The following is a 17,290-nucleotide window of genomic DNA, read 5'->3' on the forward strand; positions in this document are numbered from 1 at the left end:
ATAGACGGTAGAAGTCTTTGCCCAAACGCCTGAACGGCGGTCCCACATGACGTACGAACTTCTGAACACCATCGACGATCCGGCCGACCTGCGCCGCCTGGACCGCCGCCAACTTGGGCCGCTGGCCAACGAGTTGCGCGCCTTCGTGCTGGATTCCGTCTCTCAAACGGGCGGGCACCTGTCGTCGAACCTGGGTACGGTCGAACTGACAATCGCGCTGCATTACGTCTTCAACACGCCGGAAGACCGCATCGTGTGGGACGTCGGTCACCAGAGCTATCCGCACAAGATCCTGACGGGCCGCCGCGACCAGATGGGCTCGCTGCGCCAGTTGGACGGTATCTCCGGCTTCCCGCGCCGCAGCGAGAGCCCGTACGACACGTTCGGCACCGCGCACTCGTCCACGTCGATTTCGGCTGCGCTGGGCATGGCCCTGGGCGCCAAGACCAAGGGTGAAGACCGCGTCGCCATTGCCGTGATTGGCGACGGCGCGATGAGCGCCGGCATGGCCTTCGAGGCCATGAACAACGCCGGCGTCTATAAAGACCTGCCGTTGGTGGTCGTGCTGAATGACAACGACATGTCGATCTCGCCGCCGGTCGGGGCGCTGAACCGCTATCTGGCACGCCTCATGAGCGGGCAGTTCTACGCGGCCACCAAGAAAGGCGTCGAGAAGCTGCTGTCGGTGGCGCCGCCGGTGCTCGAGTTCGCCAAGCGCTTCGAGGAACACACCAAAGGCATGTTCGTGCCGGCCACGATGTTCGAGGAGTTCGGCTTCAACTACATCGGGCCGATCGACGGACATGATCTCGAATCGCTCGTGCCGACCCTGCAGAACATCCGCCAGCGCGCTCGCGAAGGCGGTGGTCCGCAGTTCCTCCACGTCGTCACCAAGAAGGGCCAGGGCTACAAGCTGGCTGAAGCTGACCCGATCCTCTATCACGGCCCGGGCAAGTTCAACCCGCAAGAGGGCATCAAACCTTCCGGGCGCCCGGCCAAGGTCACGTACACGCAAGTGTTCGGCCAATGGCTGTGCGACATGGCGGCGGCCGACAAGCGGCTGGTGGGCATTACGCCAGCCATGCGCGAAGGCTCTGGGATGGTGGAGTTCGAGCAGCGCTTTCCTGACCGCTATTACGACGTCGGTATCGCCGAGCAGCACGCCGTCACCTTTGCTGGCGGCCTGGCGTGCGAGGGGTTGAAGCCTGTTGTCGCTATCTATTCGACGTTCCTGCAGCGTGGCTACGATCAGTTGATCCACGACGTGGCGCTGCAGAATCTGCCGGTGGTATTTGCGCTGGACCGCGCCGGTCTGGTCGGTGCAGACGGCGCCACGCACGCAGGCGCCTACGACATTGCCTACCTGCGCTGCATCCCCAACATGATGGTGATGACGCCGGCCGACGAGAACGAATGCCGCCAGCTCTTGAGTACCGCGTTTGCGCAGGACTGCCCGGCAGCAGTGCGCTATCCGCGTGGTGCCGGCACGGGCGTGGCGGTGCAGCCGACGCTGGAGCCGCTGCCGGTAGGCAAGGCCGAAGTGCGCCGCGCCTCCACGGCTCCGGCTGGCCAGCGCGTGGCGATTCTGGCGTTTGGTTCGATGGTTGCGCCGGCTACGGCGGCGGCCGAGCGTTTGGACGCCACCGTCGTCAACATGCGCTTCGTCAAGCCGCTCGACGTGGCATGCGTCCTGGAAATGGCCCGCACACACGATTTTGTGGTCACGGTGGAGGAAGGCTGTGTGATGGGCGGTGCCGGCAGCGCGTGCCTGGAAGCCCTGGCTGCCGCCGGTGTCGCAACGCCGGTACTGCAGCTCGGCTTGCCTGACCGCTTTGTCGATCACGGTGATCACGCGGCGCTTCTGACGCAATGCGGGCTCGATGCCAACGGCATCCTCGCGTCCATCCGCGAGCGCTTTGCCGTACAGCCGCGCGCGGCAGCCCCGCGCGTCGCCTGAGGCACCTTTGGCGTCGAGTCATAGGCAGAATCAATCACCCGTATTGCATCCACGGGTATGAGTAGTTGACTGCAGAGGTAGGAAATTTCTTTTACACTCCGCCAGTCTTATTTCTGAATTGTGTGCGCAGTCGCGGGATGGGCAGATTGAATCACTTGAGGGGTGGTCACCGTCAGCCAAGTTCCGCGGTTTCACACTCGTTGCGTGCCGGCCGACTGCGATGGCCGGGCGACCGTAAAGGAAACCGATCATGAACGATATGAACCCGGCTTTCGCGATGCCGGACGTGCAGTCCAGTCACGATACCCGCCAGATACCCATTCAGCGCGTTGGCGTGCGCGGCGTGCGTTATCCGATGTCGCTGCAGACCCCCTCGGGCGTGCAGAACACCGTCGGCACGTACAACCTCGATGTGCATCTGCCCGCTGACCAGAAGGGCACGCACATGTCGCGCTTCGTTGCGCTGCTTGAAGAAGAGCGCGAGCCGCTGAATCTGGCGCAGTTCCAGTTGCTGCTCGAAAAGATGCTGGAGAAGCTCGAAGCCGACGCCGGCCGCATCGAAGTCCACTTCCCGTACTTCGTCAGCAAGACCGCGCCGGTGTCGGGCGTGCAGTCGCTGATGGACTATGAAGTGACGATGATCGGTGAAGTGCGCGACGGCCACACGAAGGTCCGCGTCAAGGCGCTGGTGCCGGTGACGAGCCTGTGCCCCTGCTCGAAGAAGATTTCGCAGTACGGCGCGCACAACCAGCGCTCGCACATCACGATCGATGCCGAGCTGGCGGCCGATACGCCGGTCGAATCGCTGATCCGCATGGCCGAAGAAGAAGCGTCGTGCGAACTGTGGGGCCTGCTCAAGCGTCCGGACGAAAAGTTCGTGACCGAGCGTGCGTACGAAAACCCGAAGTTCGTGGAAGACCTGGTGCGCGATATCGCCATGCGCCTGAACCAGGACGATCGCATCGTCGCCTACACGCTGGAAGCCGAGAACTTCGAGTCGATCCACAACCACAGCGCCTATGCGCTGATCGAGCGTGATAAGCGCACCGACAAGTAATCGACGCTGTGCCCAAAGAAAAAGCCGCTCAACCGAGCGGCTTTTTTCATGCTTGCTGGATACGGATGTCTTCGAGGTCCCAGCGTGGTGTCACGCCGTAGCCGTAGCCGTCCTGCACCTGGGTAGGGTCGGCCTGCAGCCGCATCGCCCCCGCAAAGGCAATCATGGCCCCGTTGTCTGTGCAGAATTGCAGGTCGGGGTAATAGACGCGCAGGCCGCGCTTTTTGCCCTCGGCGTTCAGGCTATCGCGCAACTGGCGGTTGGCGCCTACGCCACCGGCTACGACGATGCGCTTGAGGCCATGCTCGCGTGCCGCCCGCAGCGTTTTCTTGACGAGCACTTCGACAATGGCGTCGACAAATGCGCGAGCAAGGTCGGCGCGTGGCTGGTAGCAGGTCTCGCTGTCGGTCAGGTTGAGCTTGCGCACTTGCGTGAGCACCGCGGTCTTGAGGCCTGCGAATGAGAAATCGAAGTTGCCCGAATGGAGCATCGGTCGAGGCAGGTCGAATACGCCCGGGTTGCCGAATTCGGCCAGGCGCGACACGGCAGGACCGCCCGGGTACCCGAGGCCGAGCAGTTTGGCGGTCTTGTCGAAGGCTTCGCCGGCGGCGTCGTCGAGTGTTTCGCCGAGCAGCGTGTACTGGCCGACGGCATCGACGCGCATCAATTGCGTATGCCCGCCCGAGACGAGCAACGCCAGAAACGGAAAGTCGGGCCGATCCGCCTCCAGCAGCGGCGAGAGCAGATGCCCCTCCAGGTGATGCACGCCCACCAGCGGTTTGCCGAGCGCGAACGCCAGCGCATTCGCCACGGAAGCGCCCACCAGCAGCGCGCCGGCAAGCCCTGGCCCTTTTGTATAGGCAATGGCGTCGATGTCCGCGCGCGTGGCGCCGGCCTTGCCGAGCACTTCTTCCAGCAGCGGGATCACGCGGCGGATGTGATCGCGCGAGGCCAGCTCGGGCACCACACCGCCGTATTCGCGGTGCATGGCGATCTGCGAATACAGCGCATGCGCACGCAGGCCAGCCACCGTGTCGTACAGGGCGACGCCGGTTTCGTCACAGGAGGATTCGATGCCGAGGACCAGCATGGCAAGCGGGAGTGAGGAATTGCAATGGGAAGGCCGCCGAAGATAGCACAAGTTAAAATGCGCGGTTTCTTCAAGAATAGGGCGGCGCAGCCATCATGATGCGGTGCGATGTAGCGGTGATCGGCGCGGGCGCGGCCGGGATGATGTGCGCAGCTGTGGCTGGGCAGCGCGGTGCCCGCGTGGTGCTGATCGATCACGCAACGAAGCTGGCGGAGAAGATTCGCATCTCTGGCGGCGGCCGCTGCAACTTCACCAACGTCAACGCGGGGCCGGCCAACTACCTGTCGAACAATCCGCACTTCAGCCGTTCGGCGCTGGCGCGGTATACGGCGCAGGATTTCGTCAACCTCGTTTCCAGCTATCGCATTCCATATCACGAGAAGCACAAGGGCCAGCTTTTCTGCGACGACAGCGCGGAAGACATCATCCGCATGCTGGAAACGGAATGCGAGCGCGGCAATGTGATCTGGCGCACCGGCTGCGCGATCGCAGAAGTCGGCAAGGACGGCGAGGCATATCGTCTGTCAACCAGCGCGGGTGAGATCGTCGCCAATAAGGTGGTGATCGCCACGGGCGGTCTTTCCATCCCCAAGATCGGCGCGACGGATTTCGGGTATCGCATTGCGCGGCAGTTCGGGCTGAAGATCGTTGAGACGCATCCGGCGCTGGTGCCGCTCACCTTCCATGCCGAGCATTGGGCGGCGTTCTCGGCGTTGTCGGGCGTGTCGATGGAGGTGGACGTGACCGTGGCGCAGCCTGCGGGCAAAGGTGGTCGCAAGGGGGGCGCCATGACATTCCGCGAAGACTTGTTGCTGACCCATCGCGGGCTGTCGGGGCCGGCCGTACTGCAGATCTCCAGCTTCTGGAATTCGGGCCAGCCGCTTGTCATCGATCTGCTGCCGGACACTGACGCCGGACAGTGGCTGTGCGATGAGAAGTCGGGCTCACGCAAGCAACTCGGGACGGTGCTTGCGCAGCGCTTGCCGGAGCGCGTTGCGCAGGCCTGGTGTGCTACGCATGGCGCCAACCCGCACGCGCCGATTGCCGAGCTGCCCGACAAGGTGCTCCGCACACTTGGCGCCGCACTCAACCGCTGGGAGCTGACACCGTCCGGCAGTGAAGGCTATCGCAAGGCTGAAGTGACGCGCGGCGGGGTCGATACGCGCGCGCTGTCATCGGCCACCATGGAGGCGCAATCTGCGCCGGGCCTGTACTTCATCGGCGAGGTGGTCGACGTGACGGGCTGGCTTGGCGGCTACAACTTCCAGTGGGCGTGGGCTTCGGCCGTCGCGGCGGGAGAGGCCGCCTCCGCCCGCTGATCCCCCACGGCTCGGTCCTGGAACTGTTCGGGTTCTGTGCTACGATCAGTGATCCATTTTTCAAAGTTTGCAACCCGCTGGGCCCACCGTCCAAGCGGGTTTTGCCGTTTATCGGAGTTCGGAATGTCGCAGTTGTCCCTCAAGGCACAGATCACGGAAGACATGAAGGCGGCCATGCGCGCCAAGGAAACGGATCGTCTCGGCACGATCCGCCTGTTGCAGGCCGCCATCAAGCAGCGCGAGGTGGATGAGCGCATCGAGCTGGATGACGCTGCCGTGCTGGCCGTGATCGACAAGATGCTGAAGCAGCGCAAGGATTCCATCACCGCATTCGAGCAAGCCGGCCGTGACGATCTCGTTGCCAAGGAAGCGGCAGAGGTGGCCGTGCTGCAGGTCTATATGCCCGCGCAACTGTCGGAAGCCGAAGTTGACGCCGCCGTGCGTGACGCCGTGGCCAAGGCTGGCGCAACTGGCCCGCAAGACATGGGTAAGGTGATGGGCATCCTCAAGCCCGCCCTGGCCGGTCGCGCCGACATGACGCAGGTCTCTGCCCGCGTGAAGGCCGCCCTGACCGGCGCCTGAATCCCCACCACACTCGCAGCATCCAAGGGGCACACCCCGCGTGATCCCGCAGCCGTTCATTGACGACCTGCTCAACCGCGTCGATATCGTCGACGTGGTGGGTCGTTACGTGCAGTTGAAGAAGGGCGGCGCCAACTTCATGGGGCTGTGCCCGTTCCATAACGAGAAGTCGCCGTCGTTCTCGGTGTCGCCTACCAAGCAGTTCTATCACTGCTTCGGCTGCGGCGCGCACGGCTCGGCCATCGGCTTCCTGATGGAGTTTTCCGGGCAATCGTACGTCGAGGCCATCAAGGACCTCGCGCAATCCGTCGGTATGGTGGTGCCCGAAGAGCGCGGTGGCTTGCCGCCTGCAGCACGGGCCGAGCAGCAAGCCAAGACTGTCGCACTGGGCGACGTCATGGCTCGCGCCTGCGAGCACTATCGCAAGCAACTGCGCAGTGCACCCAACGCCATCCAATACCTGAAAGGCCGCGGACTGACTGGCGAGATTGCCGCGCACTTCGGCCTCGGCTATGCGCCGGACGACTGGCAATCGCTCGAGGCGGTGTTTGGTCCGTATCGCGAAGACGCCACCGCGGCTCCGCTTATCGAGGCCGGGCTCGTCATCGAAAGCGAGAAGACCAGTGCCGACGGCTCGCATCGCCGCTACGACCGCTTTCGCGATCGCATCATGTTCCCGATCCGCAATACCAAGGGCGTGGTGATCGGATTTGGCGGCCGGGTGCTGGGGCAGGGCGAGCCGAAATATCTCAATTCCCCCGAAACGCCGCTGTTCAGCAAGGGCACCGAGCTGTACGGCCTGTTCGAGGCGCGCAACGCCATCCGCGAGTTCGACTATGTGCTGGTCGTGGAAGGCTATATGGACGTCGTCGCGCTGGCGCAGCTCGGGTTTGCCAATGCAGTGGCGACGCTGGGCACGGCCTGTACGCCTGTCCACGTGCAGAAGCTGTTGCGGCAGGTCGATACCGTCATCTTTTCGTTTGACGGAGACAGCGCCGGGCGCCGGGCCGCACGTCGCGCCCTTGAAGCCTGCCTGCCGCACGCGACCGACAACAAGACAATCAAGTTCCTCTTCCTGCCCGCCGAACACGATCCGGATAGCTTCGTGCGTGAAGAGGGCACCGAGGCCTTCGCCCGTGAAGTGCACAACGCCATGCCGCTGTCGCGCTTCTTGCTGCAGGCCGTGACGGAAGACCTCGACCTGCGTCAACCCGAGGGGCGTGCCCGCGCGCAATACGAAGCCAAGCCGCTGCTGAGTGCCATGCCCGCCGGGGGCCTGCGCCTGCAGATCGTGCGGGGCCTGGCCGACATGACAGGCACCACGCCCGCCGACATCGAGGCGCTATGCGGGCTTCGCAGCGACCCGGCCCAAGCGGGCCGTATGACCCAAAAGCGCCCGCGCGTGGCGCGCACGGCACCCACCGCGTTGGAGCAGAAGGTGCTTCGCCTGCTTATGCGCTATCCCGCACTGGCCGCCCGGCTCGACGCCGATGCCCGTACCCAGTTGACTGCACCACAGTTGCCCCAAGGTGAGGTGTTGGCGGGTTTGCTGGCCGAATGCGATGCTGTCGGCCCGGAAGTGCATTTCGGGGCCTTTGTCGAGCGACTGGGCCAGACGCCCCAGGCCGAAGCTTTTGCCGCGCTGCGTACCGCCGTGCTCCAGGATGACATCGAGCTGGAACCGGCCATTTCCGAATTCGATACCGCCGTGCAGAAGATGCTCGCCGAGCCACTCAAACGCGAGCTGGAGATGTTGCAGCGCAAGATGGAAGCCGGCCATGCCGGCGACGACGACAAGGAGCGCATGCGCTGGCTCGTGGGCGAAATCAGCCGCCGTCGACAGCTCGTGTAGCGCATGGGCCGCAGAGCCCACCGCCAAGCGGGGCGGGCAATTGCGGTTAGCCCCTTGATTTTTCAGGCGAAAACCCGATTTTCGTTTAGACCGGCTGGGTCTGGCGTGCTAGAATAGCCGGTTTGGATTGCAAGTCCTTTTTCCCATTTTTGGGGGAGTGAGCGTGCCCATGGTGAAGGTGAAGACCTCCGCGAAGGCCGGTTCCAAGGCCAGTCCTGCTTCTGATTCTGCCAAGCGATCCTCATCGGCGCGCGGCTCGGGAGGAGGAAAGACCCCAGCGGGAACGGCGAAAGTCGCGAATGGTCGGACCCATATGGGGCAGGCAGGATCGACAGGAGTGAAGGCCACTGCGCCGGCAAAGACGGGGAAAACCCAGCCGCGCCAGACCGCCGATATCGCTGTCGCCGCCAAGACTGTCAAACCGACAGCGCGCACAAAGGGCGTGATCCAATCTTCAACCTCAGGCAAGGTCTCGACGTCGATGAGCACGAGCGCCAGACCTGGCGGCACAGCCGCTTCCGTCGCACTCAAGGGCAAGACAACCACCGTGGCGAAATCGAAAGTTACCGAAGTCGAGAGCAAGCAGACCACTGCCAGCGCAAGCGCAACCAAGACGGGTACTGCTCGTACCAGCACCGCAGCCAAGCCAGCCAAGGCGACCGCGGAAGACACCAAGCGCACCGCCCAGGCAGAGGCCACCCCCACAACTCCTCCCGCGCCCCGCGCCGAGGCAGCAGCCGAGCCCAAGAAGCGCGGCCGCAAGCCCAAGGCAGAGACGCAGGCAGACGACGACAGCAGCACGGACGTGACTGAAGAATTTGACACCCCCGCCGCTCCGGCACCGAAAACCGAAAAGCTGAAGGCCCGTGACCGCAAGGCCAAGGAAAAAGCCCTGCTCAAGGAATTCGCTGCCTCGCAGCAAGGCGGTTCGGAAGAAGAGCTCGAGGCCCGCCGCCAGAAGCTCAAGGCGCTGATCAAGCTGGGCAAATCGCGCGGCTACCTGACCTACGCCGAAATCAACGACCACCTCCCCGACGACATGGTCGACGTGGAGTCGCTGGAAACGTTGGTCGCCACGCTCAACGACATCGGCGTTGCCGTGTACGAGCAGGCGCCGGACGCCGAAACGCTGCTCCTGAACGACAACGCGCCTTCCGTGACCACGGAAGAAGAGGCTGAAGAAGAAGCCGAAGCCGCGCTGTCGACGGTTGACTCCGAATTCGGCCGCACGACCGATCCGGTGCGCATGTACATGCGCGAAATGGGCACGGTCGAGCTGCTGACGCGCGAAGGCGAAATCGTGATCGCCAAGCGCATCGAAGCCGGCCTGAAGGACATGGTCATGGCCATCTCGGCCTGCCCGGTCACCATCTCTGAAATCCTCGCCATGGGCGAGCGCGTTGCCAACGATGAAGCCAAGATCGACGAGTACATCGACGGCCTGATCGACCCGAACGCTGAAGCCGACGCAGCCGCTGCTGCTGAGGAAGAAGAGGAATTCGAGGAAGAGGAAGCCGAAGAAGAGGGCGACGAAGAGGAAGACGAGGACGATGAAGGCGCCGGCGCTGCCGCAGCCTCGGCCCGTCAACTCGAAGAGCTCAAGCAGGCTGCGCTGGTCAAGTTTGGTGTGATCGGCGAGCAGTTCGACAAGATGCGTCGTGCGTTCGAGAAGGAAGGCTACAAGTCCAAGCCTTACGTGAAGGCGCAGGAAGCCATCCAGGCCGAGCTGATGACGATCCGCTTCACGGCACGCAACGTCGAGCGCCTGTGCGACACGCTGCGCGGCCAGGTGGACGAAGTCCGCAAGCTCGAGCGCGCCATCCTGAACATCGTGGTCGACAAGTGCGGCATGCCGCGCGGCGACTTCGTTGCGCGCTTCCCGGGCAACGAGACCAACCTGAAGTGGATCGAGACCGTGGTGGCTGACGGCAAGCCGTACAGCACCATCGTCGAGCGCAACGTGCCGGCCGTGCACGAGCTGCAGCAAAAGCTGATCGACCTGCAGGCCCGCGTGGTGCTGCCGCTGACCGAGCTGAAGGACGTCAACCGCAAGATGTCGGAAGGCGAGCGCCGCGCCCGTGAGGCCAAGCGTGAGATGACCGAGGCCAACCTGCGTCTGGTGATCTCGATCGCCAAGAAGTACACGAACCGCGGTCTGCAGTTCCTCGACCTGATCCAGGAAGGCAACATCGGCCTGATGAAGGCGGTGGACAAGTTCGAATACCGCCGCGGCTACAAGTTCTCGACGTACGCCACGTGGTGGATCCGTCAGGCCATCACGCGTTCGATCGCCGATCAGGCGCGCACCATCCGTATTCCGGTGCACATGATCGAGACGATCAACAAGATGAACCGCATCTCGCGTCAGATCCTGCAGGAAACCGGCAACGAGCCGGATCCGGCAACGCTGGCCGAGAAGATGGAGATGCCGGAAGACAAGATCCGCAAGATCATGAAGATCGCGAAGGAGCCGATCTCCATGGAAACGCCGATCGGTGACGACGACGACTCCCATCTGGGCGATTTCATCGAGGATACGAACACGCTGGCTCCGGCCGAAGCGGCGCTGCATGGCTCCATGCGCGGCGTGGTGAAGGACGTGCTGGATTCGCTGACGCCGCGCGAAGCCAAGGTGCTGCGCATGCGCTTCGGTATCGAAATGAGCACCGACCACACGCTGGAAGAAGTCGGCAAGCAGTTCGACGTGACCCGCGAGCGTATCCGTCAGATCGAGGCGAAGGCACTGCGCAAGCTGCGCCATCCGAGCCGTTCCGACAAGCTCAAGAGCTTCCTCGAGGGGAGCTGATTCTGTAGCGAAGCAGGCGATTTTCCGAGTGGGCTTACGCCCACTTTCAGGTAAAATCCTGCCCCAGGCCCGGCCCAAGCGCCGGGTCTCTTTTTTTCCTGTTTCTCAGGGCCGGACGCCGTGCTGGTTGCAGGCAGCGGACTCATAATCCGCCTCCGAAAGGACACCGTGGGTTCGAATCCCACCCGGCCCACCATCTTTCTTCTTCCGCCGTTTTTCCCTTCCCCCGCGTTTGCGTACCCTTTTTATCTGGTGGCTTTCTCTCGCGTTGCGCGCGTTATTGTCGCGGGATCGTATTTTGCTAAGCCAGTGAGTTTCGGCGAAATATATTCATTTCGAAATAATTGAATAACGCAGCGGTGCGTGGGCATTCCCCTCAATCGGAGGGGGGAGTTTAAAACGCTTCAAACGAAAGCGTTTCATTCCCTCGTTTGAAAACCCGCCAAACCGCGCCGCGCCTGCTTGCGCGGGAGATTGCGGTCGCTGTTTTGAATGAAATCTCTATTTACTTCATACTCTGAGCAGACCATAGTTTCGGCCATAACGATAAGTAAATAGCCAGTAGCGTACCCTTCGGAGACACAGGATGTTACGCATTCAAAACGGGCCCTTCCAGCATTCCGCATCTGCGCGTGCCCCCGCGCGTCATCGCCATCGTCGTCACTGCAGCGGCGGTGGGACAGTTCGTCCACGCTAGCAACGTTACCTCGATTGTTCTTGGGATCGGCACAGACCGATCTGCGTGATACCGGCTGACCGTCGGTAACGCGACCAATAGCACGTCCGTCGTTTTTGTCTTTGCAGGTCGATCTGCCGACGGGGCAGGTCGTGCGCTGTCGGCTGTCGTTTGCTGACAGGCGGGGGTATTGACCGGCTGTTGCACACATTCGCCGGCCCAAAACACAACAAGTTCCAAAACGTGAGGAGACAACCATGGGTAGTCGACGTCATCTTTTTGTTGTCATGGCAACCAGTTGCATCGTGGCCATGCCGTTCATTGGCGGGTGCGGCGGGGCGGATGACCCCGGCTCGTCCGATGTAGCGCAGTGTTCGGGCAGTTCCTGCCCGCCGAGCGGAGCGGTTACCACGCCCAGCACGCCGACCAGTCTGTGCCCGGCGGCGCTCGACTACACGACCACGTACACCGGCGGCTCCGGCAGCGGCGAGTACATCAAGGTCAAGTTCGATACGAGCAAGAACACGTACCAGATGCAGTTTCTGGAGTCGTCGGTGCCGACTTCGGCGGGGCAGATCAACACGACCCGCAAGGGGTTGACCATCGACGGTACGTTCGTCCATCCGACCAACTTGCCGACGCCCGAGCAGAACCGCTGCGCCTTCGTGCTTCAGTCGGGCAAGACGGCGGACAACAGCTACGCGATCACCGTCAATCCGCAAGACCCGCCGATGCTGTTTGTCGGTCAGGGCATCGTGGGGGGCGGCATTCCGGGGGCAACCATCCAATTCGACGGCATCCAGCCGATTCCCGGCGTCGTGATTGGCGCGGTGCCGTCGCGTACGTTCGATTTCTATCCGTTCCTGGGCTTCTCCGAGACGGTGACGGATTTCTCGCAGGTGGCGGGGCGCTACAACCAGGTTGGCGTGCATGTCACACCCACGGGGTCGGGCAACCAGACCTCGGCGCCGCAAGGCTGGCAACCCGATGCCGTCAACTGGACGCAAACGTTGAATGCCGACGGCACGTGTACCGCTGAAGGCATCGACTATTCGTGCCACACGACGGGCACGCCTTGGACGCTGCGTCAGAACGCCGATGGCTCGCAGGACAACGTGTTCGTCAGCAACCCGACCAGCAGCAGCGTGCCGTATCCGTATGTGGGCCAGGTCTCGCCGCTGGTGCTGCTGGCGCCGAGCCAGGCCAAGGGCATTCTGATTGCCGGCAAGCTCAACGGCCAGGTGGTACCGGTGGTGATCCGTGTCGGCTACTCGCATAGCGATGCCGCGAACCTGCTGGCTTCGGTGGCGGACGACCAGATCGGCATCTCGATCCTGTCGCCCGCAACGGCGATCCCGGCCAACGCGCTCAAGGGTGGCTATGTCGGGGCGACCAGCGGCTCGGCTTGCGGCGTGGTCACCAATAACGGCCCGAGCGGTGCGCCTGCCAGCAACAACGGCTTGAACGCGACGATCGATCACCCGGAACTGTCGGGCTCCTTCAGCGGTGGCTTCTTCCATGCCAATGCCGGCAATTGCAGCGACGGCACAGCCGTGTCGTCGCTGGCCGCCAACTACACCTCGACGCTGTTCCAGAACGGCACCGCCGCCTTCATCAACCCGCTTACGTCTCGTGTGACGGCGCAGTTCGGGCTCGACTACACGCAAAGCTCGCCGGGCAAGTTGATCGTGACCGCGCAGAACGACTTCAACGCGCAGGGCGCCAGCGGCAACGTTGCGCTGTTCAAGGCGGGCGATACCGGCGTGGCGGTCAAGGTGGGCAACGTGTACGCGATGCTCATGAACAACAACAAGTACAACCCGTTCTTCACGGTCGGTGCATTCGTCCAGTGAGGCGCGCAGCAACGAAACCACATGCGGCGGCGTGCGTGAGCTGTGCACGCTGCGCTGCCGCGGCTGAACAACAACATGGAGGAGACGCAAATGCAATGGCGTAAATGGTTGGTGGTGCTCGCTTGCGCACCGATGGTGACGGCGTGCGGAGGAGGCGGGGATGATTCGCCGGCCCCGGTGATCCAGCGCCTGTGTCCGCAGGCCATCGACTACAACACCGTGTTCACCGGCGGGTCGGGTTCGGGCGAACTCGTGAAGGTGCAGCTCGACACGACGAAGATGACGTACCAGATCACGTATCTGGCCTCGCCCATTCCGGTCAAGACGGGCACCGTGGCGCCCACCCGCGATACGGCGCCCAACAACGTGCAGACCGGCACCCTCACGCAAGAGACGGCGCTGCCGACCGAGAAGCTGAACCAGTGCGCGTTCCGCCTGAACAATGCAAGCCTCGATCCGAACCGTCCGGCGCGGTTCTTCCTGGGGCAGGGCGTGCTGGGCGGCACGATACCCGGGGCGACGATCCAGTTCGACGGCATTGTCGGCGTGGGCAAGATTCCGCAGACCACGTTCCCGTATTACCCGTTCATTAGCTTCTCGAACACCGAGACCGATCTGAACAAGATCGCGGGCAACTACAACCAGCTCGGCTACCACCAGGTGCCGTCGCAGAACTTCTCGCAGCAGGCGGTCGATGCGCGTTTCACCATCAACGCGGACGGCACCTACACCGAGTGCGACAACCTGGGCGTGAAGAACGGCGGGGCGTGCCTGACGTCAAGCGCGACGGTCAACCAGAAGCTGACATTGCGCGGCGATGCGCCGGCATTCACCACGCTGAACTATCAGCCGCAGGTGCCGGCAACGGTGTCGTCGCTCGATCCGACCAAGGCAGGCAAGGGCGTGATGATCGTGGGCAAGCTGTACGGCCAGCTCGTGCCGATCTTCATTCGCGTGGGTGCGGCCAATTCCGATCTGACGGCTGGCCCCCCGGTGGCGGATGACGAGTCCGGCATTTCCATCATGGCGCCGGTCGGCAACATCGCGCAGGGCTCGCAAGACGGCGAATACACGGGTGTGGACAGCACGTTCAACTACCGTGCCACGGCGCTGGTGGGGGCGCAGGCCACGATGCTCGATCCGTTCAACGCATCGCAGGCAGCGCTGGCGCGACCGCTGAACCTCGACTTCACGCAGAGCGTCCCGGGCGTGATCCGCACCACGCAGACCAGCGCACCGGCCGGCTCGGCCCCGACGGGCAAGCTGATCTTTACCGGCAAGACCTTCGGCTTCCTGGACATGAGCGATACGAAGAACCCGTACTTCACGGTGGGCGCCTTCGTGCAGTGACGTTTCCGGAATAACACGCCACGGGGCGCGGCACAGAGCACCGCGCTCCGCTCAGAACAACAGGAGGAAGCATCATGAAGAAACTGACTGTCGCATTGATGGCGGCCTGCGCATCCGCAGGTGCCATGGCGCAGCAGGCCGGTGACAACGTGGCAACGGTGGGCTGGTTCCACATCATGCCGCAGGACTCGAGCAACAACCTGACCACCAGCGTGATCAACGCGCCGATCAATGATCCGCTGCGCTTGCCGGGCAGCTTCACGTCGCCCAACAGCGGGCTGCGCGTGAGCAACGCCAACACGCTGGGCCTGACGCTCACGCACTTCTTTACCGACAACATTGCGCTGACCACGATTGCCGGCGTGCCGCCCGAATTCAAGCTGACCGGGCATGGCGTGATCCGCGCGCCCGGGCCTGCGGGCGCCCTCGGCCACGTCGATCTGGATGACCCATCCAATCAGCCGGCCGTGCGCAAGGCCCGCCAATGGAGCCCCGGGGTCATCCTGCAGTGGTACTTCGGGCACGCGCAGTCGACGTTCCGTCCGTTCGTGGGCGTGGGCGTGGTCTACAGCTTCTTCACCAACATCGAGCTGAATCCGTACTTTGCGGCGGCGGTGAATCGCGAACTGGGCAGCGTGCTGGCAGCGGGAGCGGGCAAGCCGGGGCCGACGTATGTCGAAGGGAAATCGTCCTCCTCGTGGGCACCGATCTTCAACCTCGGGGCGAGCTACGCGATCAACAAGCAATGGGCCTTGACGGCAACGGTCTCGTATCTGCCACTCAAGACTGAAGCGGCAACCGTCATCAAGGCGGCGGACGGCACCACGCTGGCCACCACCAAGACCACGCTCAAGGCCAATCCGATCATCACGTTCGTTGGGGTGTCGTACAAGTTTTAGCTGGGTGTCGGCTGTCTGCGCCTGGCTAATTGGCGCGGCGTGAATCGAGCGGGAACCGGTTTGCGTCGCATTCTTAAGGCGGTTTCTACCGTCAGTTCTAGTGAGGCAATAAATGAGCACACGTAAAGTCGTATCTCTTGCAGTTGCACTCGCACTTGCCACCGTAGCAGCCACACCCGCACTTGCCGTCACCGTTTCGCGTGTCGATGGTCAAGCCATGAACCCAAATGGCGAGCCGTTCTCGGTGACCGGCCAGACCACGCTGTCCAAAGGCTCCATCAGCGCCAATTGCACAGCGACCTTCACCGGCACGATCACGCCTACGGGCATCGTCAACATCACGTCCACATCGTTTACCGGCGGCGGGACGTGCGGCCTCATCTCGGGAACGGCCAGCAGCTCCAACCCGTGGACGGGCCAGGCTGACAGCACCACCCAGCTGTCGATCAACAATGCGGCGGTCAACGTGTTCCTGCTGGGTAGCTGCGGCCCCAGCAAGGTCGTGACCGCCTGGAACGATCCGAACTCGTCGCTCACGTTCACCAATGCGTTGCTCACGCCGGACTGCACGGTGAGCGGCACGGTGGTGTCGACGCCGAAGTTCCACGTGCAGTAAGCACGTACCCGGTTGACGGGCGGTTGCGCAGCCGCCGTCGATTGGTCTGAAGCATGGGCCCGGCATGTCGGGCCTTGTTTCTTTTGGGATGCGTATTTCTCTCTGGGCAATACCCCTGTCGTCAATGGCGGCAACGCAATATGCTGGGCGGTGGCATGATCCGGCTTTCGCCGCTGCACCGGGGCAGCGGTCTTTCCCAGGAGCCAAGACATGCGTTTGCTCACCTCTGCCGCCGTGGCCGCCGCGATGGCGGCGTCCATCGGATTTGCTCACGCCCAAACCGCAGCATCGGCTGTGGCTGCCACCGCTGTCAGCACTGCCCCTACGCAACAACGCACCCAGGTGCCCGGCTATTACCGCATGGCAATGGGCGACGACGTTGTGACCGCGCTCTACGACGGCTACACCGATCTGCCCGCCAAGACCTTGCTCGGCCTGAATGCGAAGTCGGTGCAGAGCCTGCTGGCACGGATGTTCGTATCGAACACGCCAGGGATGCAGACGGCCGTGAACGGCTTCCTGATCGACACCGGCGCCAAACGCATCCTTGTCGATACGGGGTCGGGCACGTGCTTTGGTCCGACGATGGGCGGCCTAGCCGGCAACGTCCGTGCGTCCGGCTACCAACCCGAGCAGATCGACGCCGTGCTGCTGACGCACCTGCATCCGGACCACGCATGCGGCCTCTTGACGCCGCAAGGCCAACCGGCCTTCCCGAATGCGCAGGTGTATGTGGCCGCGCCAGAAGCCGATTTCTGGTTGAGCGAAACGATCGCTGCTTCCAAGCCGACCGACATGCAACCGTTCTTCAAGATGGCACGCGACTCGGTGGCGCCATATGCCGCCGCGGGCAAGCTCAAGCAATTCAAGCCGGGCGACGAGGTCGTGCCGGGCGTACGTTCGGTGATCGCCAACGGGCATACGCCGGGGCATAGCGGCTATCTGTTTGCCTCGAAGGGACACAGCCTGCTGGTGTGGGGCGACATCGTGCACAGCCACGCGGTGCAGTTCCAGCACCCGGAGGTCGCGTTCGAATACGACGTCGACAAGAAGGCCGCCATTGCCTCGCGACGCAAGCTGTTTGCGGAAGCAGCGCGGGACAAGCTCTGGGTGGCCGGCGCACATTTGCCGTTCCCGGGCCTGGGTCACGTGCGCCGCGACGGCAACGCCTTCGCTTGGGTGCCGATCGAATACGGCCCGCTGCGCACGGACCGCGCAGATTGATTTCGGATT

13 protein-coding genes and 1 tRNA gene are annotated in these 17,290 nt (G+C 63.2%); 12 read left to right on the forward strand and 2 right to left on the reverse strand.

The genetic code is table 11. From position 1 onward, the window contains the following. Positions 1-46: 46 nt before the first annotated feature. Entirely contained in the window at positions 47-1,957 is a 1,911-nt protein-coding gene (dxs, locus tag ACTJK4_RS08480) for a 1-deoxy-D-xylulose-5-phosphate synthase (RefSeq protein ID WP_260801914.1), read from the forward strand. Between the two features lie 250 nt (positions 1,958-2,207). After that, the gene (gene folE2 / locus ACTJK4_RS08485; protein ID WP_024975157.1) at positions 2,208-3,014 is read left to right on the forward strand and encodes a GTP cyclohydrolase FolE2; all 807 of its coding nucleotides are present in this window, start codon (positions 2,208-2,210) and stop codon (positions 3,012-3,014) included. A gap of 46 nt (positions 3,015-3,060) precedes the next feature. Here folE2 and tsaD read toward each other — a convergent pair whose 3' ends face one another. Continuing rightward, the gene (gene tsaD, locus ACTJK4_RS08490) at positions 3,061-4,104 is read right to left on the reverse strand and encodes a tRNA (adenosine(37)-N6)-threonylcarbamoyltransferase complex transferase subunit TsaD (RefSeq protein ID WP_316869929.1); all 1,044 of its coding nucleotides are present in this window, start codon (positions 4,102-4,104) and stop codon (positions 3,061-3,063) included. Between the two features lie 95 nt (positions 4,105-4,199). On the opposite strand from tsaD, the gene ACTJK4_RS08495 reads away from it, so the two are divergent. From ACTJK4_RS08495 to dnaG, 3 genes are all read left to right on the forward strand, one after another. Next, positions 4,200-5,423 (forward strand): NAD(P)/FAD-dependent oxidoreductase, encoded by a 1,224-nt coding sequence (locus tag ACTJK4_RS08495; RefSeq protein WP_440817462.1) that lies wholly within the window; start codon positions 4,200-4,202, stop codon positions 5,421-5,423. A 132-nt stretch (positions 5,424-5,555) separates the two neighbouring features. After that, positions 5,556-6,005, forward strand: coding sequence for a GatB/YqeY domain-containing protein (locus ACTJK4_RS08500; RefSeq protein WP_065859072.1), 450 nt, complete (start codon positions 5,556-5,558; stop codon positions 6,003-6,005). 40 nt (positions 6,006-6,045) lie between these two features. After that, positions 6,046-7,857, forward strand: coding sequence for a DNA primase (dnaG, locus tag ACTJK4_RS08505; RefSeq protein ID WP_232040629.1), 1,812 nt, complete (start codon positions 6,046-6,048; stop codon positions 7,855-7,857). A gap of 108 nt (positions 7,858-7,965) precedes the next feature. On the opposite strand, the gene ACTJK4_RS08510 is transcribed toward dnaG, so the two are convergent. Continuing rightward, positions 7,966-8,346, reverse strand: a complete 381-nt coding sequence (locus ACTJK4_RS08510; protein ID WP_232040628.1) for a hypothetical protein — start codon at positions 8,344-8,346, stop codon at positions 7,966-7,968. Between ACTJK4_RS08510 and rpoD the strand changes: the two genes are divergently transcribed. The 7 genes from rpoD (at position 8,339) to ACTJK4_RS08545 (ending at position 17,281) form a co-directional block, all read left to right on the forward strand. Then, the gene (gene rpoD, locus ACTJK4_RS08515; protein ID WP_232040627.1) at positions 8,339-10,663 is read left to right on the forward strand and encodes an RNA polymerase sigma factor RpoD; all 2,325 of its coding nucleotides are present in this window, start codon (positions 8,339-8,341) and stop codon (positions 10,661-10,663) included. The two genes, ACTJK4_RS08510 and rpoD, sit on opposite strands and share 8 nt — an antisense overlap. 108 nt (positions 10,664-10,771) lie before the next feature. Next, a tRNA-Ile gene (locus tag ACTJK4_RS08520) sits at positions 10,772-10,859 on the forward strand. Between the two features lie 737 nt (positions 10,860-11,596). Continuing rightward, a complete protein-coding gene (locus ACTJK4_RS08525; RefSeq protein WP_440817466.1) occupies positions 11,597-13,192 on the forward strand; it encodes a DUF2957 domain-containing protein in 1,596 nt (531 codons plus the stop codon). A gap of 90 nt (positions 13,193-13,282) precedes the next feature. After that, positions 13,283-14,542 (forward strand): DUF2957 domain-containing protein, encoded by a 1,260-nt coding sequence (locus ACTJK4_RS08530; protein ID WP_260801909.1) that lies wholly within the window; start codon positions 13,283-13,285, stop codon positions 14,540-14,542. Positions 14,543-14,616: 74 nt separating this feature from the next. Beyond that, positions 14,617-15,441 (forward strand): OmpW/AlkL family protein, encoded by an 825-nt coding sequence (locus tag ACTJK4_RS08535; protein ID WP_232040624.1) that lies wholly within the window; start codon positions 14,617-14,619, stop codon positions 15,439-15,441. 112 nt (positions 15,442-15,553) lie between these two features. Then, complete coding sequence (locus tag ACTJK4_RS08540; protein ID WP_260801908.1) at positions 15,554-16,057, forward strand: hypothetical protein; 504 nt, start codon at positions 15,554-15,556, stop codon at positions 16,055-16,057. A 210-nt stretch (positions 16,058-16,267) separates the two neighbouring features. Next, the gene (locus ACTJK4_RS08545) at positions 16,268-17,281 is read left to right on the forward strand and encodes an MBL fold metallo-hydrolase (protein ID WP_260801907.1); all 1,014 of its coding nucleotides are present in this window, start codon (positions 16,268-16,270) and stop codon (positions 17,279-17,281) included. Positions 17,282-17,290 lie beyond the last annotated feature (9 nt).

The sequence above is a fragment of the Ralstonia sp. 22111 genome (assembly GCF_052045895.1).
Lineage (GTDB): Bacteria > Pseudomonadota > Gammaproteobacteria > Burkholderiales > Burkholderiaceae > Ralstonia > Ralstonia wenshanensis.